Below are 23,463 nucleotides of genomic sequence, written 5' to 3' on the forward strand. Positions count from 1 at the left end.
CGGGTGGGAAGCAACCTCCCGCCCACCCGAGCCGCATCCAAGGAGCCCCCGCTGAACGCCGCGCCCGCCGACCAGCTCCGCCTGCTCGACCTCCAGGCCCTCGACTCGCGAATCGACCTGCTCGCCCACAAGAAGCGCACGCTGCCGGAGAACGAGGAGATCGACCGCCTCGGCTCCCGGCTCGCCCGGTTGCGCGACCTCGTGGTCGCGGGCGAGACCGAGGAGAGCGACGCGGCCCGCGACCAGACCAAGGCCGAGCAGGACGTCGACCAGGTCCGCAAGCGCGCCGAACGCGACCAGCAGCGACTGGACTCGGGCCACGTCACCTCGCCCAAGGACCTGGAGAACCTCCAGCGCGAGGTGGCCTCGCTCGCCAAGCGCCAGGGTGACCTCGAAGAGGTCGTCCTGGAGGTGATGGAACGCCGCGAGGACATCCAGGGCCGGCTGGCCAAGCTGGTCGCCGAGCGGGACGAGGCGCAGGCCGCGCGCGACGCCGCCGAGTCCCGGCGGGCCGCCGCCGAGGCGGAGATCGACACCGAGGTGAGCGCCACCACCAAGCAGCGCGCGGTGATCGCGGCGGCGATCCCGGCCGACCTGATGAAGCTGTACGAGCGCATCCGCGAGCAGTCGCACGGCGTGGCCGTGGCCCCGCTGTTCCAGCGCCGCTGCGAGGGGTGTCGGCTGGAACTGGGGATCACCGACCTCGGCGCGATCCGGGCGGCCGCGCCGGACGCGATCGTGCGCTGCGAGAACTGCCGGCGCATCCTCGTCCGCACGGCCGAGTCGGGCCTGTGAGGCTCGTCGTCGAGGCCGACGGCGGTTCCCGGGGCAACCCGGGGCCGGCGGCCTACGGTGCGCTGGTGCGCGACGCCGAGACCGGCGAGGTACTGCACGAGGTGGCCGAGGCGATCGGCGTGGCGACCAACAACGTGGCCGAGTACCGCGGTCTGATCGCCGGCCTGGGCGCGGCGCACGCGATCGACCCGACGGCGACCGTCGAGGTGCGGGCCGACTCCAAGCTCGTGGTCGAGCAGATGTCGGGCCGCTGGAAGATCAAGCACGCCGACATGCGCGACCTGGCGACCAAGGCCCGAGGCATCCACCCGCCCGGGCAGGTCACCTACACGTGGATCCCGCGGGAGCAGAACAAGCACGCCGACCGGCTGGCCAACGAGGCGATGGACGCGGCGGCCAAGGGCCGGGCCTGGACCCCGCAGGAGTCCACCGCGTTCGCCACGCCCCGGGCCCCGGAGCCGGAGGTCGAGGAGCCGATCACCACCAAGGTCCGCCCGACCGCCCCCGGTTGGGGCCCGGACCTGGGTCGCCCGACCACGCTGGTGCTGTTGCGACACGGCGAGACGGTGCTCACCCCGCAGAAGCGCTTCTCCGGCACCGGCGCCGATCCGGACCTGTCCGAGCGCGGTCGTTGGCAGGCCGCGCGGGCGGCCGAGGCGTTCGCCGAGCGCGGCACGATCGAGGCGATCGTGTCCTCGCCGCTGGGTCGCTGCCGACAGACCGCGGAGGCGGTCGCACAACGACTGGGCCTGAAGGTGCGCGAGGAACCCGGCTTCCGGGAGACCGACTTCGGCGCGTGGGAGGGACTCACCTTCGCCGAGGCGCGCGAGCAGACCCCGGACGCCCTCGACGCGTGGCTGACCTCGGCGGACGCGGCCCCGCCCGGTGGCGAGAGCTTCACCGAGGTGGCCCGCCGGGTCGAGGTGGCCCGGGACAAGACGATCGCCCGGCATCCCGGCAGGACCGTGCTCGTGGTCACCCACGTGACGCCGATCAAGACACTGGTACGGATCGCGCTCGGCGCCCCGCCGGAGTCGATGTTCCGGATGGAACTGTCCGCCGCGGCGATCAGCGCGGTCCAGTGGTGGTCGGACGGCAACGCGTCGCTGCGGGTGTTCAACGAGACCGCGCACCTGCGCGGCGCCTGACATCGGGCGGCGTGGTCGAACAAAGGTTTGACGGCGCCGTCCGACGTGTGGCATAGTCGGAAGCGCCTTCAGCGTGCCCGCCAGTAGGAATCCGGGCGGACCACGCGGAGGACCAAACTTCCGAAAGCCCCGAGCCTGGGTTCAGGCCGGGGCTTTCGGCTTTGCCCGGCCGGCCCCGGACGGCTCGTCACGGTCGGCCCGACGCCTCCCGCGCCGTCGACCGGCGAGCCGCGTCGGCGGGGGAGGGGGCGAGAAAAAGGAAGGCGACGGATGAGTCGGCCTCTACGCCGGGTTCTGTCTCCCGGGAGCCTTGCGGCGCCCGGGGAGGCGGCCATCCATCTACGACTGCCGTTGCCGACAGCCTCCAGCGGTCTACCCGCGAACTCGGGCGGGCCGCCCTCGAACGTTCGCGCAGAGCACGTGTGACGGTGCTCCTCTTGACCTTGCTCCGGGTGGGGTTTACCTAGCCGCCCGAGTCACCTCGGGCGCTGGTGGTCTCTTACACCACCGTTTCACCCTTACCGATCGTCCGAGGACGTCGGCGGTCTGTTTTCTGTGGCACTGTCCCGCGGGTCGCCCCGGGTCGGTGTTACCGACCACCCTGCCCTGTGGAGCCCGGACGTTCCTCGGCGGAACCCTCCGAGGAGGAATCCCGACGCGGCCGCCCGGCCGACTCATCCGTCGTGCCCGCCATCCTAGCGGGTGCGCCCGGCGCCTTCGCCGGGGCGAACCGCACCCTGCGCCGGGCGTCGTCGGCCTCGGTCAACCGGACCCGGACCCGCTCGCCCAGGCCCAGACCCGGCCCGTCGAAGCGGGCTCGCACGGCGGGTTCGGCGAGTTGTACCGTCCCGCCGTCGCCGCGCTCGTTCAGGTCAACCACCACCGCGTCGAACTCGTCGCCGACGTGGTCGGCGAGCACGACCGCCTCGACCAGGGAGACCGCCTCGCGCTCGACCTCGTGCGCCCGCCGATCGCCGGTCTCCATCGCCTTCGGCAACTCGTGCAGCCGCGCGCCCACCCAGTCCGGCACGTCGGTGCCCGCGACCAGGGACACGCAGATCTCGCCCGCGTACCGGTCGACCAGCCGCCGCAGCGGCGCGGTCACGTGCGCGTACTCGTCGGCGACCGCCGCGTGCCCGGCCTGCTCCGGGACCCCGGCGTCGAACGCCGTGTAGCCCGCCCCGCGCAGCAGACCGGTGGCCTCCTGGAGGAACGCCGCGTGCCGCGGGTTGTCCGGATCGAGCGAGCGGATCACCGCGCCGTACGTGTCGCCGTCGGGCCATGCCACATCGAGCGCGCGGCCCACCCGCCGGACCTGGGCCAGCGCCTCCGGCGCCGGTTCGGGCAGCGTGCGCAGGATGCCGACGCCCGCGTACGTCATCAGGTCGGCGGCGGCGATCCCGGTCAGCAGCGAGATCTGCGCGTTCCAGCCCTCGGCCGGGATCGGCGCCCGGTATTCCAGGCGCCAGGTGTCGCCGTCCTCGACGATCTCCTGCTCCGGGATGGGCAGGCTCACCCCGCCCCGTTCGCTCTCCAGCACCTCGCGCAGCATGCCGATCTCGGCGAGCAGCGCCAACGGCTCCTCGGCGGTGCCCGCCTCGATCGCGCGCTGCACCTGGGGATAGTCGAAGCGGGCCCGGCTGCGCACCATCGCGCGAAAGACGTCGGTGCCGATCAGGTCGCCGGATTCGTCCAGGTCGAGCACCCACACCAGCGCGGGCCGGTCCGACCCCGGCAGCAGGCTGGCCGCCGCCTCGGAGAGGATCGGCGGATGCAACGGGATGCGCTCGTCCGGCAGGTAGAGCGTCTCCACCCGGCGCATGGTCTCCGCGTCCAGCGCGCCGCCGGGGGTGACCCAGGCGGCGACGTCGGCGATCGCGTAGTGCACCCGATAGCCGGTGCCCCGACGCGTCAGGTGCATCGCCTGGTCCAGGTCCAGCGACTCGGCCGGATCGATGGTCAGGAACGGCAGTTCGGTCAGATCCCGGCGGGTCAGGCTCGGCCCGCGCCGGGCGGCAGCCTCCGCCTCCGCCGACACCTCGCGGGAGAACGGGCCGGGCAGCCCGAGGTCCGCACGCAGGCGGGTGAAACCGGCGCGAAGGCGATCACCGTCGGCGGACCTGATGTGGAGATGGCGACGAGGCACGGGTCGAGCTTAGGAAAGATCGGCTGCGGTGCGAAGGACTTCACCGGCTTTTCGCCCGCGCGCCCGGAGCCGCTGCGTCATGATCGGCCCGACTCCTCCCCATAAACTTGATCGACCCCCATTCCGCCCGCGCCGCTTGGAGTCCCGCCCGTGCTCGTGTTGTTGCCGCCCTCCGAGGGCAAGGCCGCTGCGGGGACGGGCCCCGCGCTCGATCTCGCGGGCCTTTCGATGCCGGAACTGAACTCCGTGCGGCGGCAGGTGCTCGACTCGCTGATCACGCTGTGCGAGGGCGACGAGCTCAAGGCGCTGGAGGTGCTCGGGCTGGGTCCGAAGCTGCGCGGCGAGGTGCTGCGCAACCTGGACCTGCGCGAGGCGCCCGCGCTGACGGTGGCCGCGCTGTACACCGGGGTGCTCTACGACGCGCTGGACCTGCCCACGCTCACCGGCGCGGCGGCGGCGCGCGCGGCGGGTTCGATCCTGGTGTTCTCCGGCCTGTGGGGGGCGTTGCGGCCGACCGACCGGGTGCCGCCGTACCGCTGCTCGATGGGTGTGCGGCTGCCCGGGATCGGCGCGCTCGCGGGTCAGTGGCGCGCCGCGATGGCCCCGGTGCTGCCCAGGCTCGCGGGCGAGGAACTGGTCCTGGACCTGCGGTCGGCGGCGTACGGCGCGGCCTGGAAGCCGACCGGCGCGGTGGCCGAGCGGACCGCGACGGTACGGGTTTTGCACGAGCGGATCGTGGACGGCGTCGCCAAGCGCTCGGTGGTGAGCCACTTCAACAAGGCGACCAAGGGCCGGGTGACCCGGGACCTGCTGGTCTCCGGCGCCGAACCGCGCAACCCGGCCGAACTGGCCGACGCGCTGCGCGCACTGGGGTGGACCGTGGAGACGGCCGAACCGAAGCAGGGAGGCACGCCCTGGGCGCTGGACATCGTGGTCGCCGCGGTCTGAGTACGGCGGGCATGTGTGCGATTGCGATCGAAAGAAGACTCGCCTTGACAAATGAGGAGAGCTTCATGATCCTGACGCTTCCTCCGCGGGCCAAAAACAAGGCATTTCGTCCTACTTTGGATGATCCGTGCGCCGTGCTCGACGGAGGCGACGATCCGACATCCATGGGGGATGAGTGAGTTACCCGCCGCCGCCCGGCCAGGACCCGAACCAGCCGTACGGCCAGCCCCAATACGGACAACAGCCGTACCCGGGGCAGCAGCAGCCCGGCCAGTACGGCCAACCGCAGTACCCGCCGGGCCAGTACGGCCCGCCGCAGTACCCGAGCGGCTACCCGCAGGGCGCCGGCTACCCGCCCCAGCCCGGCCGCAGCCGCAAGGGCCTGTGGATCGGCGTCTCGGTGGTCGCGGTGCTCGCGATGGTCGGCGTGATCGTCGCGGTCGGTATGTCCGGTGACGACGACAAGAAGAGCTCGGCGTCCTCGACGTCCTCGGCGAGCGCGTCGACCGGCTCGAAGTCCGGATCGGCGACGCCGTCGACCAAGCCGACCAAGCGCGTCACGTCGCCCGATCCCACCGAGGACGAGGAGGACCCGCCGCGCCCGGGTGGAGGCGGCGGACTCGGCGAGGACAACTTCCTCACCACGGTGCACACGCTCATCCCGGGCACCAAGTCGAAGCCGGATGCCGAACTCATCGCGCAAGGCAAGCAGGCGTGCTCGGACCTCAAGTCCGGGAAGACTCTGGTCGAGAGCGCGATGAAGGTGACCGCGGTGAGCGCGATGCAGGAGAAGGGCATGCTCGTGGGCGGCGCGATCGCGGCGTTCTGCCCGGACCAGTCCGGCAAGGTCGGGCGCTGACCCCCGATTTCGCCGGCGGCACGGTGCTCCCGCAGTGAACGAGTGAATCTCGCCCGCCGCGCGTTTCCGCCCCCCCACCACGTCGTTGACCAGCGTGCCGAACCTGGTCGGCACGTTACGTGGAGGAACAACGCTGTGACGAACATGAAGAAGATCGCCGCCGTCGCGGCCATGGCCGGTGGCATCGCGGCCATGGGCGCCGGCGTGGCGACCGCGAGCGCCGAGTCCGAGGGCGCGGCGGTCGAGTCGCCGGGTGTCGCCTCGGGCAACCAGATCGCCGGTGACCTGCACGTCCCGGTCAACATCTGCGGGAACACGGTCGACATCCTGATCGCCGTGCTCAACCCGACGTTCGGCAACACCTGCGTCAACGCGGGCTGATCCACGCGCCGCGGCCCGCCTCCCGGGCCGCCGCCGGCGCGACTGCCCCGTTCCCGGCATTCGGGAACGGGGCGGTCGTCGTTGCGGGCGGCGCGCCGAACCGAAGCGATCCGCGATGTACATTTCTCGCGGGTTCACGGCGTCGTACCGGTGCTATTCCGATCACCTGCGAACCCGGTCGGCATATCGACTCGGGCGACCCGCGATGATGGGGATTGCTCGGGCCGGTCTTCCGCGTTGTATACGCAGAGGCGCCGTGTGGGGCGCGTACGAAACGCACGCGGAAGAAGGGGTTCCATGGAGCGAATGGGCAGAATGGCCGGATGGCTGCGCCGTCGACCGCGTGAGGATCCGGACACCGTTCGCGACCGGCGGGCCGGACTGCTCATGGACCTGGTCGAGCGCGGCTGGCCCGTCTGTCCGGCGGCGCACCCGGTGGGCTTCGGCTGCTCCTGTGACCGGGTCGGCTGTCCGGCACCGGGCATGCACCCGGTCTCGTTCGCGTGGCAGACCCAGGCGTCCACCGACCCGGTCCAGGTGGCGCGCTGGCTGGAGTTGTATCCGGAGGCCAACTTCGTCACCGCCACCGGCGCGGGCCACGACGTGTTGGACGTACCCGCGCGGGCGGGCGAGATCGCCCTCGCGGTATTCGCCGAGCAGGGCATCGAGATCGGTCCGGTGGCCTCCTGCGGCCCCGAACGCACGCTGTTCTTCACCGCGACCCGCGGCACTCCCGCCGACGAGGACGAGTGGTGGCCGTGCGAGTTGGACTGCCATCCCGAGACGCTGGACGCGCATCCGGGCCTGCGCTGGCACTGCCGGGGCAGCTATGTGCTGGTCCCCTCCGCACAACACCCCTCGGGGCAGCAGGTGCGCTGGATCCGGGGTCCCGAACTGCCGCTGCCCGACCCGCTGCGGGTGCTGGACGTGCTCACCGACGCGTGCGACACGGTGGGCGCGACGGCCGGCGACGTGCGCTGGATGTAGCCCGCCCACCCGCCCCGGCGCCGGCGGATCACTCGCCGTCGGCGCCGACCAGGCCGTACATCCAGCCGACAAGCTGCACCTTGCCGCCGGCCTTGGGGACCACCGCGACGTACTCGGAGAGCCGGTGCTCGGTGACCGCCCTGGTCGGCTTGCCGGTCAGGAAGGTCAGGGTCGAGGGGTCCACGTCGCCCAGCCGGCGCGGCGGTTGCACGGTCAGCTTGACGCTGTGCTGGAGCGCGAAGAGCACCAGTGCGCCGCCGTCCTTCGTGCGCAGCGCGAGCGGCGGGAACTGGTTCGCCGCGCCGTCCACCGTCTGCCGCACGAAACCCTCACCGATCGGCTCGTCACGCTGCTTGCGCAACTGCGCGGTGTACGGGTCGGGCCCGAACAACTCGGCGCGGGTCTTGCCGTCCTTGAGGAACTCGGTGAGCACGGGCCCCAGTTCGCCGGGCGCGGCGGCCAGTCCGGCGGCGTTCGGGGCGACCGGTTCGAGGTAGCCGTCCGCGTCCCGCCGCAGTTCGGGCAACGGGCTCTGCAGGGTCGGGCCCCACGCGGCCTGCCAGACCGCGTCCGGGTTCGCCTTGACGAACACGAGCAACTGCGGCTTGGCGTTGTTGAAGTTCGGCGTGCTGTGCACGGCGAACCACTTGGGCCAGCCGATCACCTTGGGGATCAGGAACTCGGGCCGCTCGTGCTTGATCGGCGCCTTGCCCAGATTGCCGCGCGGGTCGGTGAAGCTCAGGATCTTCAGACCGGCCTGGTCGAGCGCGCCGAGCGAACCGGTCTCCACCCGCGCGTTGAGCGGGAGGTCGCGGTTCGCGTAGGCCTGGTTGTTCTGCACCTCGTAGTCGTGCAGCACCTTGCCGGCCTCGTGCCGGTCCAGGGCCTCGACGGGCGTCGTGGAGCCGTGGACGGCGACACAGCCGGTGGCGGTGAGCGCCGTCACGAGCAGGGCGGCGGCCGTGGCCACCACGCGGGATATGCGCATCGGTACTCGGCACTCTTCCAGGGGAGCGGGCAGGAGGAGATCTCGCGAAACCTTACTGCCCGCGCCCGGTGCCGCACCGCGCCCGCCCGGTGTCGACCACGACCACACGGAAGTACACGCAGCTACGCGACGGTCAGGACCTCGGCGCCGGTGTCGGTGACGACCAGGGTGTGCTCGAACTGCGCGGTGCGCTTGCGGTCCTTGGTGACCACGGTCCAGCCGTCGTCCCACATGTCGTAGTCGTAGCTGCCCAGGGTCAGCATCGGCTCGATGGTGAAGGTCATCCCGGGCTCCATCACGGTGGTCGCCCGCTCGTCGTCGTAGTGCGGGATGATCAGCCCGGAGTGGAACGAGCTGTTGATGCCGTGGCCGGTGAAGTCGCGGACCACGCCGTAGCCGAAGCGCTTCGCGTAGGACTCGATGACCCGGCCGATCACGTTGATCTGGCGTCCCGGCCGGACCGCCTTGATGCCCCGGTTCAGCGCCTCGCGGGTGCGCTCGACGAGCAGCTTCGACTCCTCGTCCACGTCGCCGACCGGGTAGGTCGCGTCGGTGTCGCCGTGCACGCCGCCGATGAACACGGTGACGTCGATGTTGACGATGTCGCCGTCGTTCAGGCGCGTGGTGTCCGGGATGCCGTGGCAGATCACCTCGTTGATCGAGGTGCAGATGGTCTTGGGGAAGCCCCGATAGCCCAGGCAGGACGGATAGGCGTGGTGATCCAGGACGTACTCGTGGGCGATCCGGTCCAACTCGTCGGTGGTCACGCCCGGTGCGATGTGCGCGGCGGCGGCCTCCATCGCGCCCGCCGCGATCCGGCCCGCGACGCGCATGCGCTCGATCGTCTCGGCGTCCTGCACCTCGGGCCCCGTGTACGGGGTCGGCGCCGGCTTCCCGACATACTCCGGCCGCGGGATGTCGGCGGGAACAGAGCGGATGGGGGTTGCCTTACCGGGTACGAGAATCGCCATAACCAGCGAGTGTAGCCGGCGCCGCGACCGAGGCATCGATCGATACGACGGATACGACCGGATACGACGGACAGCAGCTCGAGTGGGCGGAGGACGGGTCGTGAGGTTGAGACTGTGGCGCAAGCCCGAGGGGCGCGCCGGCGAGTGGTACTACTGCATCAAGCACGCCAAGGTCGAAGAGGGACCGGAGTGCCCGGCTCGCGACCGGCTCGGACCGTACGCCACCCGTCGGGAGGCGGCGAACGCGCTGGAGACCGCGAAGACGCGCAACCAGGTCTGGGAGAACGACCCCAACTGGAACGACCCCGGGCGCCGCTGAACCGGCCGCTCGGCCGGCGGTCGGGTCACTCGGAGGGTTCGGGGACCCGCCCGCCGCCCGCGGTGAGCACTCCGGGCAACTCGGAGATGCCGGACACCAACCCGGTGGGATCGGCCGGGCCCTCCAAGAGCAGGACCACGGCCGCGGCCCGGGGCTCGATGGAGGTCTCCCCGGGGTCCTCCGCAGCCTCGCGGTCACGGTTGTGCACGGACACGTCCACCACGGTGAACCCGGCGCCGGTACAGGCGACCAGGACCGCGGAGAGCACACCGTGCCCGGGAAGGTAGCCGATCCGGACCTCGGCCACCCGGCTCCGCGGCCCGCTTATCCTGCGGATGATCGGCGGATAGCCGTACACGACCACGAAGTGCAGCGTGGTGACCCCGATCGCGAGATAGGGCAGGCCCGCGCCGCAGGCCATGCCGATCGCGCACGTCAACCAGACGACCGCGGCGGTGGTCAGGCCGCGCACCGTGTCGCGGCGGACGAAGATCAGGCCGCCGCCGATGAAGCCGATGCCGGAGACCACCTGCGCGGCGATCCGGGACGGATCCCAGCCGACGTGGCCAGCGGGCAGCACGTCGGCGAAGCCGTACTTGGAGATCTCCATGAACAGTGTGGTGCCCACGCCGACCAGTGCGTGGGTGCGCAGTCCCGCGCTCTTCTGGCGCACCTCGCGCTCGACGCCGATCACGCTGGAGAGCACGAAGGACAACATCAGCTCGGAGAACTGGGTCCACCCCTGACTCTGCGCGATCCCCTGCGACCAGGCCGCCAGGGTCGTGCCGGAATCCACGCGCCCACCTCCTCCGCCCGGGACCGGGGGTCCCGGGGCTGCTCGACCGCTTTCCCGTCCCCCGCACGCTACGACCTCGGACAAAGCCGTGGGTTACGCGCGGGGGTCCGGAAACCGGCGATCGAGGGAGGGGTGGGCGTGGGTCAGGCGCGGCGCGACCCGGCCATGGTCCGCTTTCGCGATCCGCTCGGCGTGGATACCGCCTTTCGGGTGCGCGAGGCGCTGGTCCTGGAAACCGCCGTCCGCGACGCCGTTGTCCTCGATACCGCCTTTCGAGTGGTCGAGGGCTTGGTCGAGGCCTTTCGGGATTCCGCCTTTCGGGGTGGTGCCTTCGCCGTGGCGGACTTGGCGGGCGCGCTCTTGCGCACCGTGCCGCCGCGCTTGGCGACGGTCCGGGCGACCGGCGTCCGGCGGGGCGAGGCCACGGACTTCGACATCCGGGCTCGGGCCGAGGCCGGGGCGTCGACGGTGCGATCGTCGACCGTTTCGGTGTCGCCGTTGCGCTGGACGGACCGAAGCGCGGTCAATGCCGCGCGCTTCGTGTCATAGGGCGACGACTTGATGATGGTCGAACCGTTGGCGGCTGCCAGGACGAATCCGTACTTGCCGGAGCGTCCCTTGGTGACAATGAATTTGGCCGGCACTGCGTCTCCTTGGAGAGCGTAGAGAAAGTTTTCTCTTCCAAGGAAACACGGTTCGTCCCGGTTGTCATATATAAGTGCTATTTCGGAGTGAATCGACCCGCACAGCCGAAAACCAGTGTGACCTCGACTGCATCCGGGTGCGCACCCCGTGTCCTCTGCGGTTTCGGCCGGCAGGATCGCGCCCATGACAACCCCCTCGTCCCCCAAACGCGACCCGCGTGACCTGCCGAACATCGACCATCTGGTCGTGGGCGTCCTCGGCGGCACCGGCGAGCAGGGCCGCGGCCTCGCGTACCGCCTGGCTGTCGCCGGCCAGAAAGTGATCATCGGATCGCGCAACGCCGAACGGGCCGCCTCCGCCGCGGCGGAGCTCGGCGCCGGTGTGCGCGGCGCCGACAACGCCACCTGCGCGGCCGAGAGCGACATCGTGATCATCGCCGTGCCCTGGGAGGGGCACCGCGACCTGCTCGTCGCGCTCAAGAGCGAGCTCGCGGGCAAGATCGTCGTCGACTGCGTGAACCCGATGGGCTTCGACAAGCAGGGCGCGTTCGTGCTCGACGTCGAGGAGGGCAGCGCTGCGCAACAGGCCGCCGCCGTGCTCACCGACTCGGCCGTCACCGCCGCCTTCCACCACGTGTCCGCGGTGCTGCTGCTCGACCCGAACGTCGAATCCCTGGACACCGACATCATGGTGCTCGGCGACCAACGCGACGCCACCGACGCGGTGCAGGCGCTCGCCTCGCGGATCCCGGGCATGCGCGGTGTGTACGCCGGCCGGCTGCGCAACGCGCGTCAGGTCGAGGGGCTCACCGCCAACCTCATCTCGACCAACCGCCGCTACAAGGCGCACGCCGGTCTGCGCGTCACCGACGTGTGAGGCCGCGATTCCGGGTGCGACCCACGACGCACTCGTTCGAAACGGCGTGAGGCCCCGCACATCGTCGGATGTGCGGGGCCTCACGCCGTTTCGCCTCGCCGGTGCCGCCCGGGGTCAGGCCAGCGACGCGGCCCAGGCGCCCAGCGGGCGGGCGACCAGCTCGCCGGCGTTGTTGTCGATCGCGTCCTGCAGGCCGGCCAATACGTGGGTGACCATGCCGGCGGTCGCCGGGTCGGTCAGCACGTGCTGTACGTCGGCCTCGACGCCGAGCCGGGTGTGCACCTCGGGGACGGAGATCTCCGGGCCGGAGACGACGAAGTTGTTCAGGTCCCGGAGCAGCGTCTTGAGCTGGATCAGCGCGCGGATGCCGCCCTGGACGCCCGGCGAGGCGGACATCGCGACGATCGACTTGCCGGCCAGCACGCCCCGCGCGTACGGACGCGAGGCCCAGTCCAGCGCGTTCTTGAGGACGCCGGGCAGGCTGCGGTTGTACTCGGGGGTGGTGATGATCAGGCCGTCCGCCTCGGCGATCGCCTCGCGCAGGCGCACCACGGACGCCGGCGGGTTGGCCTCCAGGTCCTGGTTGAAGTGCGGGAGTTCGTCCAGACCCTTGTACACCTCGATCTGCATGCCCTCGGGCGCGAACGGCTGCAGGGCGTGCACGAGCGCGGTGTTGAACGACTCGGCGCGCAGCGAGCCCGAGATGGCGAGGATGCGGGTCATGGGTTCCTCCGTGGAGACGGCGAGGCGGAAGTGGTTGAACGCTTAACAAACTACTCCGGGTTTGTTGTCGGCTCAACTTTCGCTGGTCAGCGGGCGTGCCGCGGGCCCGGCTCGGCGCCCCGGGGGCGCCGCCGGCCGGTGCCGGCGGCCGGGTCGGCGGGGGCGACAATGGAAGCGCGTCGCGCCCGTACCGCCCGCGACCCGTTCCTCGCCCGCGCCCGTCTGGAGCCCCCGTCATGCCCCGCATCGTCGTCCTCGCCGTGATCGTGTGCGTCCTGGCGCTCGCCGCCGCCGTGGTGGCCTTCGTCGGCGGCAGTTGGCTCGGCGTCCCGTTCGTGCTGCTCGCCGCGCTGGACGGGAACATCGCCTTCTACTACCTGCGCCGGCACCGGGTGCGCCGTTCGCGTGAACTCGCGGCGCAGGGCTGATCCGGCGGTCGACGGGCCCGGTGCCCGTCCCCCGTATGGGTGGATGCCGGCTTCCGGTGGTGTGTCGGCATCGAATTCGAACAAAGGTTCGGGCTAACCTTCGACCCGACGTTGTCCACAGGCGTACGCCGGTCGTGCCTCCGTGTCGGTGCGACGGGTTAGCGTTCAAGGTGTGAAGCGAACACCACAGACCGGCAAGGCGGCAGGCATGGCAGGACAGGATCGCGAGAAGGCGTTGGAGAACGCCCTCGCCCAAATTGAACGGCAGTTCGGGAAGGGTTCGGTGATGCGTCTCGGCGACGAGGCGCGCGCACCGATCGAGGTCATTCCCACCGGCTCGATCTCGCTCGACGTGGCACTGGGCATCGGTGGCCTCCCGCGGGGCCGCGTCGTCGAGGTCTACGGCCCGGAAGGCTCCGGCAAGACGAGCCTCGCGCTGCACGCCATCGCGAGCGTGCAGCGGGCCGGTGGCATCGCGGCGATCGTCGACGCCGAGCACGCGCTCGACCCCGAGTACGCGAAGAAGCTCGGCGTCGACACCGACGCCCTGCTGGTGTCGCAGCCGGACACCGGCGAGCAGGCACTGGAGATCGTCGACATGCTGACGCGCTCCGGCGCGGTCGACATCATCGTCATCGACTCGGTGGCGGCGCTCGTGCCGCGCGCCGAGATCGAGGGCGAGATGGGCGACTCGCACGTCGGCCTCCAGGCCCGACTGATGAGCCAGGCGCTCCGCAAGATCACCGGTGCGCTCAACCAGACGAACACCACCGCGCTGTTCATCAACCAGCTCCGCGAGAAGATCGGCGTGATGTTCGGCTCGCCGGAGACCACGACCGGTGGCCGGGCGCTGAAGTTCTACGCGTCGGTGCGACTGGACATCCGGCGGATCGAGACGCTCAAGGACGGCACCGAGGCGGTCGGCAACCGCACCCGGGTCAAGGTGGTCAAGAACAAGTTGGCCTCGCCGTTCAAGCAGGCCGAGTTCGACATCCTCTACGGCGTCGGGATCAGCCGCGAGGGTGGCCTGATCGACATGGGCGTCGAGCACGGCTTCGTGCGCAAGTCCGGCGCCTGGTACACGTACGAGGGCGACCAGCTCGGTCAGGGCAAGGAGAACGCGCGGAAGTTCCTCAAGGACAACCCCGACCTCTCCGACGAGATCGAGAAGAAGATCAAGGAGAAGCTGGGGGTCGGCCCGCGGGTCGACGTGCCGGCGGAAGCGGAACCCGAGGAGGGCTGAGCCCGTGGGTCGCCCTGCCGGCGAGTGGTCGAACACGTGGGGGGACGGATCCGAGGACGGACCCGTCTCCCCGCCGATCGACGCCGCCGAACTGCGGGCCGCGTTGGCGGCCGTCACGGCACGTGCCGCGACGGGGGGTCGAGCCGCGCGTGGTGGTGCCGAGGGAGGTGCCGCGCGCCCAGCCGGCCCGACGCGACGCGAGCTCGGGGAGCGCGACGCGCGGGAGTACGACCCGGAGGACGACGGCTCGGGGGCCGCCGCCTCGAGGACGTACGAGCGGGCCGCCGGTCGGCGGTCCGAGGACGGTCGGGCCAAGCGCGGCAAACGGGACAGGCGGGAGCGGGCCGGGACTCGGGGCCGGGCCCGTCGGGACGCGGACGACGAGGGCATCGACGGCGCGGAGGGGGCCGATGCCGCGCCCGAACCGCTCGCCGATCCGGAGGCCACCGCGCGGGCGATCTGCCTGCGCCTGTTGACCGGGCGCGCCCGCACCAGGGCCCAGTTGGCGGACGCGCTGCGCCGTCGGGAGGTGCCCGACGAGGTCGCCGAATACGTACTGGGCCGATTCACCGACGTGGGACTGATCGACGACACCGCCTTCGCGGGCGCGTGGGTCGACACCAGGCACACGGGCAAGGGCCTGGCCCGCCGTGCCCTGGCCAGGGAACTGCGGCAACGCGGTGTGGACGCGGTCGTGGTGGACGAGGCGGTCGCCCGACTCGATCCGGAACAGGAATTGGAGACCGCCCGGGCCCTGGTGGCCCGCCGGTTGCCGGGCACGCGCGGCCTGGACCGGGACAAGCGCATCCGCAGGTTGGCGGGCATGCTCGCGCGCAAGGGATACGGCGAGGGCCTGGCCCTGCGAGTGGTCCGGGACGCGCTGGCGCACGAGGCCGAGACCGACGAAGCCGGCGACAGCGACGAGACCCCGTGGCGAGCCTGGGACGGACCGGTCTGATCCGGGCCCCCGCGGCGCCGGTCGGTGACCTAGCCTGGGGAGCGTTGTCCGAGCCGTCGGACCGCCACAAGCGCGTCCCTCGGCGCGCACACGTCCCTGCCGTCCGCTTGAAGGGCCATCCGCCTTGGCGATCAGTGTGTTCGACATGTTCTCGATCGGGATCGGCCCGTCGAGCTCCCACACGGTGGGTCCCATGCGCGCCGCGCGGATGTTCGCGCAGCGGCTCAAGAGCGAGGGTGTCCTGGATCGGGTCGCCTCCGTCCGGGTCGAGCTGTACGGCTCCCTGGGCGCGACCGGCCACGGCCATGGCACCCCGCGCGCGGTGCTGCTCGGCCTGGAGGGCTACTCGCCGCGCACCGTCGATCCGGAGGAGGTGGAGCCGGAGTTGGCGCGCATCCGCCAATCGGGGATGTTGCGGCTGCTCGGTGTGCACGACATCGCCTTCGACGGCGACCGGGATCTGGTGCTGCACCGACGCAAGACGCTGCCGTACCACGCGAACGGGATGACCGCGTGGGCGCGCGACGCGGACGGCACCGAGTTGCTCACCAAGACCTACTACTCGGTGGGCGGCGGCTTCGTGGTGGACGAGGACGCGGTCGGCGCGGATCGGGTCAAGCCCGACGACACCGTGCTGCGCTACCCCTTCCGCACCGGCGACGAACTGTTGCGGCTGACCCGGGAGACCGGGCTCTCGGTGTCCGCGCTGATGCTGGAGAACGAGAAGGCGTGGCGCACCGAGGCGGAGATCCGCGCCGAACTGCTGGAGATCTGGCAGGTGATGCGCGCGTGCGTCGAGCGCGGACTGGCCACCGAGGGCATCCTGCCGGGCGGGCTCAAGGTGCGCCGCCGTGCCTCGCGGACCGCCCGCACGCTGCGCGCCGAGGGAGACCGGCCCACGCACGCGATGGAGTGGGTCACCCTGTGGGCGATGGCGGTCAACGAGGAGAACGCGGCCGGCGGCCGGGTGGTCACCGCGCCCACCAACGGCGCCGCCGGGATCATCCCGGCCGTCCTGCACCACTACGTGGCGACCGTCCCGGGCGCGGACGAGGAAGGCATCGTCCGCTACCTGCTCGCCGCGGGCGCGATCGGCATGCTGTTCAAGGAGAACGCGTCGATCTCCGGCGCCGAGGTCGGTTGCCAGGGCGAGGTGGGCTCGGCGTGCGCGATGGCCGCCGGCGGCCTGGCCGAGGTCCTGGGCGGCACCCCCGAGCAGGTGGAGAACGCCGCCGAGATCGGGATGGAGCACAACCTCGGGCTCACCTGCGACCCGGTCGGCGGCCTGGTGCAGATCCCGTGCATCGAGCGCAACGGCATGGCCGGGGTCAAAGCGGTCACGGCCGCCCGGATGGCCCTGCGCGGCGACGGTCGGCACCACGTCTCGCTGGACAAGGTGATCAAGACCATGAAGGAGACCGGCGCGGACATGAAGGTCAAGTACAAGGAGACCTCACGCGGCGGCCTCGCCGTCAACATCATCGAGTGCTGAGCGGGGTGCTCGAGCGCCGCCCGGTCGGCTGCGCGGGGACCGGTTCGGGCCGCCGCGCGGGTGACGCGCGCGACGCCCGCGTGTTGCCGATCCCCACGGGACACATGAGGTGTGCTCCCGGGAACGAAGGGTAGGCATGCGCCCGTGAACGATGCGAGTGGTCCCCTCCTGGTGCAGGTGTCGACGGTCGGAGCCGGTCACACATTGGTGACCGTGCACGGCGAGATCGACATGGACAGCGGTCCGGTACTCGACGACGCGCTGAGCCGACAGGTGTCGGCCGGGCTGACCCGGCTGCTGCTCGATCTGTCCTCGGTGGCGTTCATCGACTCGTTCGGCCTGCGGATCCTGGTCCGGGCCGAGCGGCGGGCCCGCGAGGCGGGCGGTTCGTTGCAGCTCATCGCGCCGACCCGGGCGGTCGCGCGGGTGCTGCGGCTGACCGGCTTCACCCTGATGGTGGCCGTGCACGACACCGTGCGAGAGGCGATCGAGGCACAGGACAGCCCGGCCGGGCACGAGTAGGCCCGCCCAGCCGGTCAAAAACGGCGAGATTCATGATCAAAATGAGGCCGAGGGGTGGCCGGATTCGATCATGCACGCCACACTTGGAGTGTCCGCGCGCCGGATGTTTCTGCTGTCGCCCGAAGGCCGTGGACCTGTGGCCGTCCCGTCGAGCGCAAGCCCGACGGGACGGCCGCCGCATGTCCGGGGCGGGGCGGAGTGAGGCGGCCCCGCCCGATCAGGCCAGCGTGCGCTCGAGGAACCGCGCGATCGTCGAGCGGTACTCGCGCGCCTCGGGCAACAACGCCGTGAGTTCGCCCGCGCCGTGTACGAAACCGTCCCAGCGCTTGGCCTCGACCGCGACGCCGGCCGCCTCCAGTTGCTTCGCGTAGGCCTCGCCCTCGTCCCGCAGCGGGTCGTACTCGCCGGTGAGCACCAGCGCGGTGGGCAGCCCGGCGAGGTCTTCGGCGAGCAGCGGTGAGGCGAGCGGGTCGGTGCGCTCGCTGCGCGGGCTGGTCAGGTAGAGCCGGATCGCCTCCTCGAGCGCCTCGCGGGTGAGCAGCAGGCCCTCGCCGTTCTCCTGCACGGAGGCCCCGGACAGGGTCAGGTCCAGGATCGGGGCGTCCAGCACCTGGGCGAGCGGGGTCGGCTGGCGGCGATCGCGCAGCATGATCGCGCAGGCCGCGGCCAGGTTGCCGCCCGCGCCCGCGCCGCCGATGGCGACCTTGTCCGGGTTGACGCCGAGCTGGAAGGCGCGCTCCTGGACCCAGATCCACGCGGCGTACACGTCTTCCAGGGGCCACGGGAACTTGAACTCGGGTGCCAGGCGATACTCGACCGAGATCACCACGGCGCCGCTCTCGGCGGCGATGTGTGCGCAGTGCGCGTCGGAGCCGTCCACCGAGCCGTGCCACCACGTGCCGTCGTGCAGGTACACGTAGCCTGGACGACCGCCCCTGGGGGCGGCGCCGGCCGGCGTGTACACGCGGGCGGTGATCTTGCCCGGTTCGGGCTCCTTCACCGTGATGTTCACATCCCGCGTCGTCACACCTTCCGGCGCGGGCTCGACGAACGCGAGGATGGACGACTCGAGAGCTTTGTTCGACGCGGCACGACGCTCCGCCAGGGGCAGGTCGGCCGGAAGGGGCGGCGCGGCGGCGACAGCGTCGAGAATCGGCTGGATCTGCGGTGCGACGGGCATGCGACTCCTCCGAACGGACTACGAAGCAGCACAGTAGAACTTCGCGCCCGGAGTTGACAGGGCGTCAGAAGTCGAACGCGTGACATAGGCCACACAGAAAACGCGCGAAGGGCGTCAACCGTGTCAGTTGCCCTCGGCGTTGAATAACCGGAACCCACTGAGGAGTACGTGTTGACCGTCATCGACGAGCCCCGGATACCGGGCGCGCCGCCTTCGACTTCGGGCCGGGGCACCCCCGACGAGAACTCGTCGGGGGCCCTGTCGGTCGCGGAGCGCGGCATCCGGCTGCTGTGGCCGCCGTTGGCGGTATACGCGGGCACCGCCGTGCTCCAGCTGCTGGTGCTCTCGTGGATGATCCCGGCGGGCGGTCCGAGCCTCCGCGACCGACTGTTGCAGTGGGACGCGCACTGGTACGTGGACGTCGCCGCGCACGGCTACCCGGACAGCTTCACGTACACCCCCGAGGGCGACCTCACCGGCAACACCCTCGCGTTCTTCCCGCTGTATCCGGGCCTGGTCCGGATCGTGCACTACCTGACCGGCACCGACTACGAGACGGCCGGCCTGATCGCCGGACACCTCGCGACCGCCGTCGCGCTGTGCGTGCTGTACGTGTTCATGCAGCGCCTGTACGACCGGCGCGCGGCGCTGGTGATGACGGTGCTCGTGGGCGGCGCGCAGCCGATGGGCGTGGTCTTCTCGATGGCCTACAGCGAGACGCTGTTCCTGGCGCTCGCGGTGGGCACGCTGCTCGCGGCGCACCGACGGGCCTGGATGACCGCGGGCCTGCTCGCGTGCCTGACCAGCGTCACCCGACCGGCCGGCATCGCGGCGATCGCCGCGCTGGGGGTGGCCGCGCTGTTGGAGATGTGGCAACACCGGCGGCTCCTGTATCCGCCGATCGCGGCGTGTGTGATCGCGTGTCTGGGCATGCCGATGTACCTGCTGTGGGTGGGCACCCGGCTCGGTGAGACCGACGCGTGGTTCACCATCCAGGACGCCGGCTGGGGCACCAGGTGGGACAACGGCGAGGCGCTCTGGCACTTCCTGACCGACACACTGCGCAACGGCGACCAGTGGATAGCGGTCAGTACGGCGGTGCTGATCATCGCGGCCGTGGTCGGCTCGCTGGTCGCGCTGAACCGACGGATCTGGCCGCCGCTGGCGGTGTACGGCCTGTCGATACTGGTGATGACGCTGTGCCAGAGCAACTACTACCACTCGAAGCTGCGGCTGATGATCCCCACGCTGCTGTTCTTCGTCCCGCTCGCGACGGTGCTGGCGCGTGCCCGCACGCGTACGGCGGCATTGGTGCTCGTCGGGATGTGTCTGTTCGGCATGTGGTACGGCGCGTACATGCTCACCACGTGGCACTACGGGATCTGATCCGGGCCCGGGTCGCGGGCCGCCGTCCTCGAACGCCGCACGGGCCGATCGATGGTCGCCCGTGCGGCGTTCGCGGACGAGGCGGGTCCGGCCGCCGCGTCAGTGCCCCGCGCCGCGGGCGCGGTCGATGGTCTCCTCGAGGATGTCCAGGTACTCGGGGGGCAGGTGCGCCGCGAGGTAGCCGTCCGGCCGGATCAGCAGGATCGTGTGCGCGCCGGCGCCCGGGTACTCCGGGGTGACCACCAACTCCGCCGGTGCGGCGAGCTTGTCCAGGCGCGCGCGCAGCCGCGGCATCAGGCCCGCCTCGCGCCAGCGGTCGCCGTGCCACACCTCTATGCCGGGGGCGATCAACAGCACGACCAGTCCTCGGTCCAGACACTCGGTCAGCCACCCGTCGGCGCCGTCCGCGCGGACCACGGGTACGTCCCGGATGCATTCGCCGACCCCGGGGCCGGGGGTGAGCAGCGGCGAGCCGGTGTAGTCGGGGCCCGACGTGCTCGCGGCCGGACCGCGCGGGTCGAGCCGGCGCAACGTGGTGCCCTTGCCGCGTGCGCCCATCAGGGTCAGCCGGCGGCCCATCTTCTGCGCCGGACTCACCGGCGCGAGGAAGTGCAGCGCGTCCTCGCCGAGCGCCAGCCGTCGCCTGGCGGCCCCCCGGCGCTCGCCGTGGTAGGTCTCCAGCAGCCGGATCGGGGCGTATCCGCGCAGCGTGAAGGCCAGCTTCCAGGCCAGGTTGCGGACGTCCTGGAGGCCGAGTTCGACCGCGTCCGCGGCGGACGGGTGGACCAGGTGCGCGGCGTCCCCGGCGAGCAGCACCCGGCCGACCCGGAAGCGGCGGGCGAGCCGCTGGTGCACCTCGTACTCGCCGCTCCACAGCAGGTCGTGCGCGGGATCCTCGGCCCCGTCGGAGTCGGGGGAGAGCGCGTCCAGCGTGCGCAACACCGAACGCACCCGCGCGGAGACCCGCTTGGGGTCGGCCAGGTCCCCGACGACCTGGATCACCCGGGTCTCCTCGGCGGCCTTGGCCACCCCGTGGGCCATCGGGAGTTGCCAGGTCAGTCGCCATACGTCGTCCGGCAGCGGCTGGGCCAGGACCGTGCCGCCGCGGTGGAAGGGCGGGTCCACGAACAACCACGGGGTGGCCGGCCCGCTGGTGTCCGGCGTCGGCGGCTCGTCGGCGAGCGAGGGGTCCGGCGGGACCAGCGAGGTCGCGGTGATCCGGCGCGGCAGCCGTACCTTCACGTCCGCGCACAACAGGCGGTCCACCCGCGGGCGGCCGGGGAAGCGCACGTTCACCGCGCGCCGGACCACCGAGCGCGCACCGTCGCAGGCGACCAGCCACTGCGCGCGCCACTTGACCGGGCCGCCGGGGCCGCGGGCGAGCAGGGTGACCGAGGTTTCGTCCTGTTCGACCCCCTCGATCCGATGCCGCCACGCGGTGGTCACCAGTGGGCTCGCGTGCACGGCGTCCAACAGGGCGCGTTCCAGGCGCTGTTGGGAAAGCCCGTAGCGAACCGGGGCCTCCGGCTCGTCGACCGGCTGCGGGACGTCGCGGCTGCGTCGGCGGATCCGCTGCACGCCCCACGGCTCGGCGGCGCCGTCGAGCCGGGTGCCGGTCAGGTCGTAGACGAAGGCCAACGTCGCGCCGTCGAGCGCGCACGCGCGCGAGCCCGCCCGCGGTGTGCCGTTGCCGGAGTCCACCACGACCGAGCGCACCCCGCGCCCGGCCAGTGCCAGGGCGGCCGCCAAACCGGCGGGCCCGGCACCCGCGATGATCACCGAGTCCGCGCGCGGAGCGTTGCCCGCCATCGTGGCCCCCCAAGTGTTGCAAGACGTGTCGTACTCGTCGCCCATCATCCGGCACCGGGGCCCTTCGACGACAAAGCGACGCCCCGCGGGTGGCGTTCACCGCGGGGCGTCGGTCGGTGGTGCGGGGGTGGGACGGTGCGTCCGGCAGGGTCAGACGGCCACCGCGTCGCGGGACAACTCGCCCGGCGCCGGCGTGGCGACGGCCGGCGGCTTGCCCTTGCGCGAGGTGCGCAGCCTGCGCTCGAGCCACGTGGCGAACGCCGACAGGAGCATGCACATCGCGACGTAGATCGTGCCGACGATGATCGTGACCGGGATGAACGGCATGTGGTAGTCCTGGTAGCCACCGATCAGCTTGGCCGCCGCGAGCAGTTCCGGGTAGGTGATCAGGAAGCCGAGCGAGGTGTCCTTGAGGGTCACCACGACCTGGCTGATGATCGTCGGGAGCATGGTGCGGATGCCCTGCGGGACCAGGATCATCGTCATCACCTGGGTCTTGCGCATGCCCAGCGCGTAGGCCGCCTCGCTCTGGCCCTTGGGCACGGCGAGGATGCCCGCGCGGATGTTCTCCGCCTGCACGGTGCCGTTGTAGATGGTCAGGCCGACCACCAGCGGCCACATCGGATCCCACTTCCACCAGCCCTGGCTGCCCGGGACGAGGTAGAGCATGAAGATCAGCACCAGCAGCGGCATGGCGCGGAAGAAGGTGACGAACGTGGTCGAGGCCCAGCGCACGATCTTGTGATCGGAGAGCCGGCCGGCGGCCAGGAAGGCACCGAGCACGATCGAGAACACCGCGGCCAGCGCGAACGCCTTCAGGGTCGCCTTGAGGCCGTCGAAGATGAACTGCTGGACACCCGTGTACTGGAACGGGTCCCACTTGGCCGCCTCGAACTGGCCGGTGTCCTCGAACCGCACGACCACGAAGACCATGAACGCGAGCAGAGCCACGCTGCCGAGCACGCCGATGATCAGGTTGCGCCGGCGCGCCTTGGGGCCCGGTACGTCGAACAGCACACTCGCTTCGCGGCTCATCGGACCACCGCCAGCTTCTTCTCGAGCGCGGCGAGGAGCGCGCTCATGGTCAAGGTGATGATCAGATAGCCGACCGCGATCCACAGCAGGACCCACAGCGACTTGTAGCCGTTCTCCACCATCTGCGCCTGGGTGCCCATGAGTTCGGTGACGTTGAAGGCGCTGGCGATGGCCGAGTTGCGGACCATCGCGATCAGCAGGCTGCCGATCGGCGGGACCGCCGCCCGACCGGCCTGCGGCAGCACGATCTGGCTCAGCGTCTGGGTGAAGGACATGCCCAGGCTGCGGGCGGCCTCGGCCTGACCGATCGGGACGGTGTTGATGCCCGAGCGGATCGCCTCGCAGATGAAGGCGGCGGTGTACGTGCTCAGCGCGATGACCGCGAACTGGAAGAAGGAGAGGTTGAAGCGCAGCTTGGGGAAGCCGAGCGCGACGGCGAAGAAGATCAGCGTCAGGGGGGTGTTGCGGAAGAGATTGACGTAGGCGGCGCCGAACCAGCGCAGCGGGGGCACCGGCGAGACCCGACACGCGGCTATCAGCGTGCCGAGCAGAAGCGACACGATCCCACAGACGACGGTCAGCTTGAGCGTCCCGACGAAGCCGTGCCGCAAGAGATCCCAGTTGTCCTGGATCACCTCGAGCATCGTGATCGAGCCCTCCTCTCCGTGATCGTGGGTTCAGGGGTGGGGTGACGGCCCGTTCCCCCGGTCACGTGCGGCGGGGAGCGGGAGGGGTCGTGGGGGGGGGGGGGGGGGGGGGGGGGGGGGGGGGGGGGGGGGGGGGGGGGGGGGGGGGGGGGGGGGGGGGGGGGGGGGGGGGGGGGGGGGG

At 71.4% G+C, this 23,463-nt stretch carries 23 protein-coding genes, 1 other RNA gene and 1 pseudogene; 14 read left to right on the plus strand and 11 right to left on the minus strand.

What is annotated here, in order from left to right; all coding sequences use genetic code 11:
• Positions 1 to 51 precede the first annotated feature (51 nt).
• Together ACZ4FV_RS28305 and ACZ4FV_RS28310 are read left to right on the plus strand one after the other, a co-directional pair.
• A complete protein-coding gene (locus ACZ4FV_RS28305; RefSeq protein ID WP_402229627.1) occupies positions 52 to 795 on the plus strand; it encodes a zinc ribbon domain-containing protein in 744 nt (247 codons plus the stop codon).
• The gene (locus ACZ4FV_RS28310) at positions 792 to 1,943 is read left to right on the plus strand and encodes a bifunctional RNase H/acid phosphatase (RefSeq protein ID WP_465323572.1); all 1,152 of its coding nucleotides are present in this window, start codon (positions 792 to 794) and stop codon (positions 1,941 to 1,943) included. The genes ACZ4FV_RS28305 and ACZ4FV_RS28310 overlap by 4 nt, the downstream gene beginning before the upstream one ends.
• 267 nt (positions 1,944 to 2,210) lie before the next feature.
• On the opposite strand, the gene rnpB is transcribed toward ACZ4FV_RS28310, so the two are convergent.
• Positions 2,211 to 2,620, minus strand: an RNA gene (rnpB, locus tag ACZ4FV_RS28315) — RNase P RNA component class A.
• Between the two features lie 41 nt (positions 2,621 to 2,661).
• Positions 2,662 to 4,089: pseudogene (locus ACZ4FV_RS28320) on the minus strand (RNB domain-containing ribonuclease); the annotation flags it as partial.
• A gap of 150 nt (positions 4,090 to 4,239) precedes the next feature.
• Here ACZ4FV_RS28320 and yaaA point away from each other — a divergent pair.
• The 4 genes from yaaA (at position 4,240) to ACZ4FV_RS28340 (ending at position 7,264) form a co-directional block, all read left to right on the plus strand.
• A complete protein-coding gene (gene yaaA, locus ACZ4FV_RS28325) occupies positions 4,240 to 5,037 on the plus strand; it encodes a peroxide stress protein YaaA (protein ID WP_395869434.1) in 798 nt (265 codons plus the stop codon).
• 175 nt (positions 5,038 to 5,212) lie between these two features.
• Positions 5,213 to 5,896: a DUF732 domain-containing protein gene (locus ACZ4FV_RS28330; RefSeq protein ID WP_465323573.1), complete on the plus strand. Its 684-nt coding sequence runs from the start codon at positions 5,213 to 5,215 to the stop codon at positions 5,894 to 5,896.
• Positions 5,897 to 6,040: 144 nt separating this feature from the next.
• Positions 6,041 to 6,277 (plus strand): chaplin, encoded by a 237-nt coding sequence (locus tag ACZ4FV_RS28335; protein ID WP_395869604.1) that lies wholly within the window; start codon positions 6,041 to 6,043, stop codon positions 6,275 to 6,277.
• 297 nt (positions 6,278 to 6,574) lie between these two features.
• Entirely contained in the window at positions 6,575 to 7,264 is a 690-nt protein-coding gene (locus tag ACZ4FV_RS28340) for a bifunctional DNA primase/polymerase (RefSeq protein ID WP_395869430.1), read from the plus strand.
• A 28-nt stretch (positions 7,265 to 7,292) separates the two neighbouring features.
• Here the strand turns inward: ACZ4FV_RS28340 and ACZ4FV_RS28345 are convergent, their stop codons facing one another.
• Positions 7,293 to 8,252 (minus strand): SCO2278 family lipoprotein, encoded by a 960-nt coding sequence (locus tag ACZ4FV_RS28345; RefSeq protein ID WP_465323574.1) that lies wholly within the window; start codon positions 8,250 to 8,252, stop codon positions 7,293 to 7,295.
• A 122-nt stretch (positions 8,253 to 8,374) separates the two neighbouring features.
• A complete protein-coding gene (gene map / locus ACZ4FV_RS28350) occupies positions 8,375 to 9,223 on the minus strand; it encodes a type I methionyl aminopeptidase (RefSeq protein ID WP_395869426.1) in 849 nt (282 codons plus the stop codon).
• A gap of 106 nt (positions 9,224 to 9,329) precedes the next feature.
• On the opposite strand from map, the gene ACZ4FV_RS28355 reads away from it, so the two are divergent.
• Complete coding sequence (locus ACZ4FV_RS28355; RefSeq protein ID WP_395869602.1) at positions 9,330 to 9,542, plus strand: hypothetical protein; 213 nt, start codon at positions 9,330 to 9,332, stop codon at positions 9,540 to 9,542.
• 25 nt (positions 9,543 to 9,567) lie between these two features.
• Here the strand turns inward: ACZ4FV_RS28355 and ACZ4FV_RS28360 are convergent, their stop codons facing one another.
• Together ACZ4FV_RS28360 and ACZ4FV_RS28365 are read right to left on the minus strand one after the other, a co-directional pair.
• Positions 9,568 to 10,338: an MgtC/SapB family protein gene (locus tag ACZ4FV_RS28360; protein ID WP_402229485.1), complete on the minus strand. Its 771-nt coding sequence runs from the start codon at positions 10,336 to 10,338 to the stop codon at positions 9,568 to 9,570.
• Between the two features lie 143 nt (positions 10,339 to 10,481).
• Positions 10,482 to 11,216, minus strand: coding sequence for a YegP family protein (locus tag ACZ4FV_RS28365; protein ID WP_465323575.1), 735 nt, complete (start codon positions 11,214 to 11,216; stop codon positions 10,482 to 10,484).
• Here ACZ4FV_RS28365 and npdG point away from each other — a divergent pair.
• Entirely contained in the window at positions 11,167 to 11,859 is a 693-nt protein-coding gene (npdG, locus tag ACZ4FV_RS28370) for an NADPH-dependent F420 reductase (protein ID WP_395869420.1), read from the plus strand. The genes ACZ4FV_RS28365 and npdG overlap by 50 nt on opposite strands.
• Before the next feature lie 114 nt (positions 11,860 to 11,973).
• Here npdG and ACZ4FV_RS28375 read toward each other — a convergent pair whose 3' ends face one another.
• Positions 11,974 to 12,582: an NADPH-dependent FMN reductase gene (locus tag ACZ4FV_RS28375; protein ID WP_395869418.1), complete on the minus strand. Its 609-nt coding sequence runs from the start codon at positions 12,580 to 12,582 to the stop codon at positions 11,974 to 11,976.
• Positions 12,583 to 12,818: 236 nt separating this feature from the next.
• On the opposite strand from ACZ4FV_RS28375, the gene ACZ4FV_RS28380 reads away from it, so the two are divergent.
• The 5 genes from ACZ4FV_RS28380 (at position 12,819) to ACZ4FV_RS28400 (ending at position 17,225) form a co-directional block, all read left to right on the plus strand.
• Positions 12,819 to 13,010: a hypothetical protein gene (locus tag ACZ4FV_RS28380; RefSeq protein ID WP_395869416.1), complete on the plus strand. Its 192-nt coding sequence runs from the start codon at positions 12,819 to 12,821 to the stop codon at positions 13,008 to 13,010.
• Positions 13,011 to 13,218: 208 nt separating this feature from the next.
• The gene (gene recA, locus ACZ4FV_RS28385) at positions 13,219 to 14,253 is read left to right on the plus strand and encodes a recombinase RecA (RefSeq protein ID WP_395869415.1); all 1,035 of its coding nucleotides are present in this window, start codon (positions 13,219 to 13,221) and stop codon (positions 14,251 to 14,253) included.
• Between the two features lie 4 nt (positions 14,254 to 14,257).
• Complete coding sequence (gene recX / locus ACZ4FV_RS28390) at positions 14,258 to 15,211, plus strand: recombination regulator RecX (protein WP_402229481.1); 954 nt, start codon at positions 14,258 to 14,260, stop codon at positions 15,209 to 15,211.
• A 124-nt stretch (positions 15,212 to 15,335) separates the two neighbouring features.
• Positions 15,336 to 16,703: an L-serine ammonia-lyase gene (locus ACZ4FV_RS28395; protein WP_465323576.1), complete on the plus strand. Its 1,368-nt coding sequence runs from the start codon at positions 15,336 to 15,338 to the stop codon at positions 16,701 to 16,703.
• A gap of 144 nt (positions 16,704 to 16,847) precedes the next feature.
• Positions 16,848 to 17,225, plus strand: a complete 378-nt coding sequence (locus ACZ4FV_RS28400) for an STAS domain-containing protein (protein WP_465323577.1) — start codon at positions 16,848 to 16,850, stop codon at positions 17,223 to 17,225.
• 217 nt (positions 17,226 to 17,442) lie between these two features.
• Here ACZ4FV_RS28400 and ACZ4FV_RS28405 read toward each other — a convergent pair whose 3' ends face one another.
• Complete coding sequence (locus ACZ4FV_RS28405; RefSeq protein ID WP_395869407.1) at positions 17,443 to 18,405, minus strand: alpha/beta hydrolase; 963 nt, start codon at positions 18,403 to 18,405, stop codon at positions 17,443 to 17,445.
• 168 nt (positions 18,406 to 18,573) lie between these two features.
• Here ACZ4FV_RS28405 and ACZ4FV_RS28410 point away from each other — a divergent pair, with 168 nt between their 5' ends.
• The gene (locus ACZ4FV_RS28410) at positions 18,574 to 19,791 is read left to right on the plus strand and encodes a hypothetical protein (RefSeq protein WP_465323578.1); all 1,218 of its coding nucleotides are present in this window, start codon (positions 18,574 to 18,576) and stop codon (positions 19,789 to 19,791) included.
• A gap of 99 nt (positions 19,792 to 19,890) precedes the next feature.
• On the opposite strand, the gene ACZ4FV_RS28415 is transcribed toward ACZ4FV_RS28410, so the two are convergent.
• From ACZ4FV_RS28415 to ACZ4FV_RS28425, 3 genes are all read right to left on the minus strand, one after another.
• Complete coding sequence (locus ACZ4FV_RS28415; RefSeq protein WP_465323580.1) at positions 19,891 to 21,600, minus strand: FAD-dependent monooxygenase; 1,710 nt, start codon at positions 21,598 to 21,600, stop codon at positions 19,891 to 19,893.
• A gap of 150 nt (positions 21,601 to 21,750) precedes the next feature.
• Positions 21,751 to 22,635, minus strand: coding sequence for an amino acid ABC transporter permease (locus tag ACZ4FV_RS28420; RefSeq protein WP_395869401.1), 885 nt, complete (start codon positions 22,633 to 22,635; stop codon positions 21,751 to 21,753).
• Positions 22,632 to 23,279 (minus strand): amino acid ABC transporter permease, encoded by a 648-nt coding sequence (locus ACZ4FV_RS28425; protein WP_395869399.1) that lies wholly within the window; start codon positions 23,277 to 23,279, stop codon positions 22,632 to 22,634. Before ACZ4FV_RS28425 ends, ACZ4FV_RS28420 begins: the two co-directional genes overlap by 4 nt.
• Between the last annotated feature and the right edge of the window lie 184 nt (positions 23,280 to 23,463).

This window comes from Embleya sp. NPDC025285 (assembly GCF_055558835.1).

What these genes read in the sequence shown, in the direction of transcription:
- ACZ4FV_RS28335 (WP_395869604.1), top strand. Translation starts at nt 6,041, where the DNA reads ATGAAGAAGATCGCCGCCGTCGCGGCCATGGCCGGTGGCATCGCGGCC.
- ACZ4FV_RS28340 (WP_395869430.1), top strand. Translation starts at nt 6,575, where the DNA reads ATGGAGCGAATGGGCAGAATGGCCGGATGGCTGCGCCGTCGACCGCGT.
- ACZ4FV_RS28345 (WP_465323574.1), bottom strand. Translation starts at nt 8,252, where the DNA reads ATGCGCATATCCCGCGTGGTGGCCACGGCCGCCGCCCTGCTCGTGACG.
- map (WP_395869426.1), bottom strand. Translation starts at nt 9,223, where the DNA reads ATGGCGATTCTCGTACCCGGTAAGGCAACCCCCATCCGCTCTGTTCCC.
- npdG (WP_395869420.1), top strand. Translation starts at nt 11,167, where the DNA reads ATGACAACCCCCTCGTCCCCCAAACGCGACCCGCGTGACCTGCCGAAC.
- ACZ4FV_RS28365 (WP_465323575.1), bottom strand. Translation starts at nt 11,216, where the DNA reads ATGTTCGGCAGGTCACGCGGGTCGCGTTTGGGGGACGAGGGGGTTGTC.
- ACZ4FV_RS28375 (WP_395869418.1), bottom strand. Translation starts at nt 12,582, where the DNA reads ATGACCCGCATCCTCGCCATCTCGGGCTCGCTGCGCGCCGAGTCGTTC.
- ACZ4FV_RS28380 (WP_395869416.1), top strand. Translation starts at nt 12,819, where the DNA reads ATGCCCCGCATCGTCGTCCTCGCCGTGATCGTGTGCGTCCTGGCGCTC.
- recA (WP_395869415.1), top strand. Translation starts at nt 13,219, where the DNA reads ATGGCAGGACAGGATCGCGAGAAGGCGTTGGAGAACGCCCTCGCCCAA.
- ACZ4FV_RS28405 (WP_395869407.1), bottom strand. Translation starts at nt 18,405, where the DNA reads ATGCCCGTCGCACCGCAGATCCAGCCGATTCTCGACGCTGTCGCCGCC.
- ACZ4FV_RS28415 (WP_465323580.1), bottom strand. Translation starts at nt 21,600, where the DNA reads ATGGCGGGCAACGCTCCGCGCGCGGACTCGGTGATCATCGCGGGTGCC.
- ACZ4FV_RS28420 (WP_395869401.1), bottom strand. Translation starts at nt 22,635, where the DNA reads ATGAGCCGCGAAGCGAGTGTGCTGTTCGACGTACCGGGCCCCAAGGCG.
- ACZ4FV_RS28425 (WP_395869399.1), bottom strand. Translation starts at nt 23,279, where the DNA reads ATGCTCGAGGTGATCCAGGACAACTGGGATCTCTTGCGGCACGGCTTC.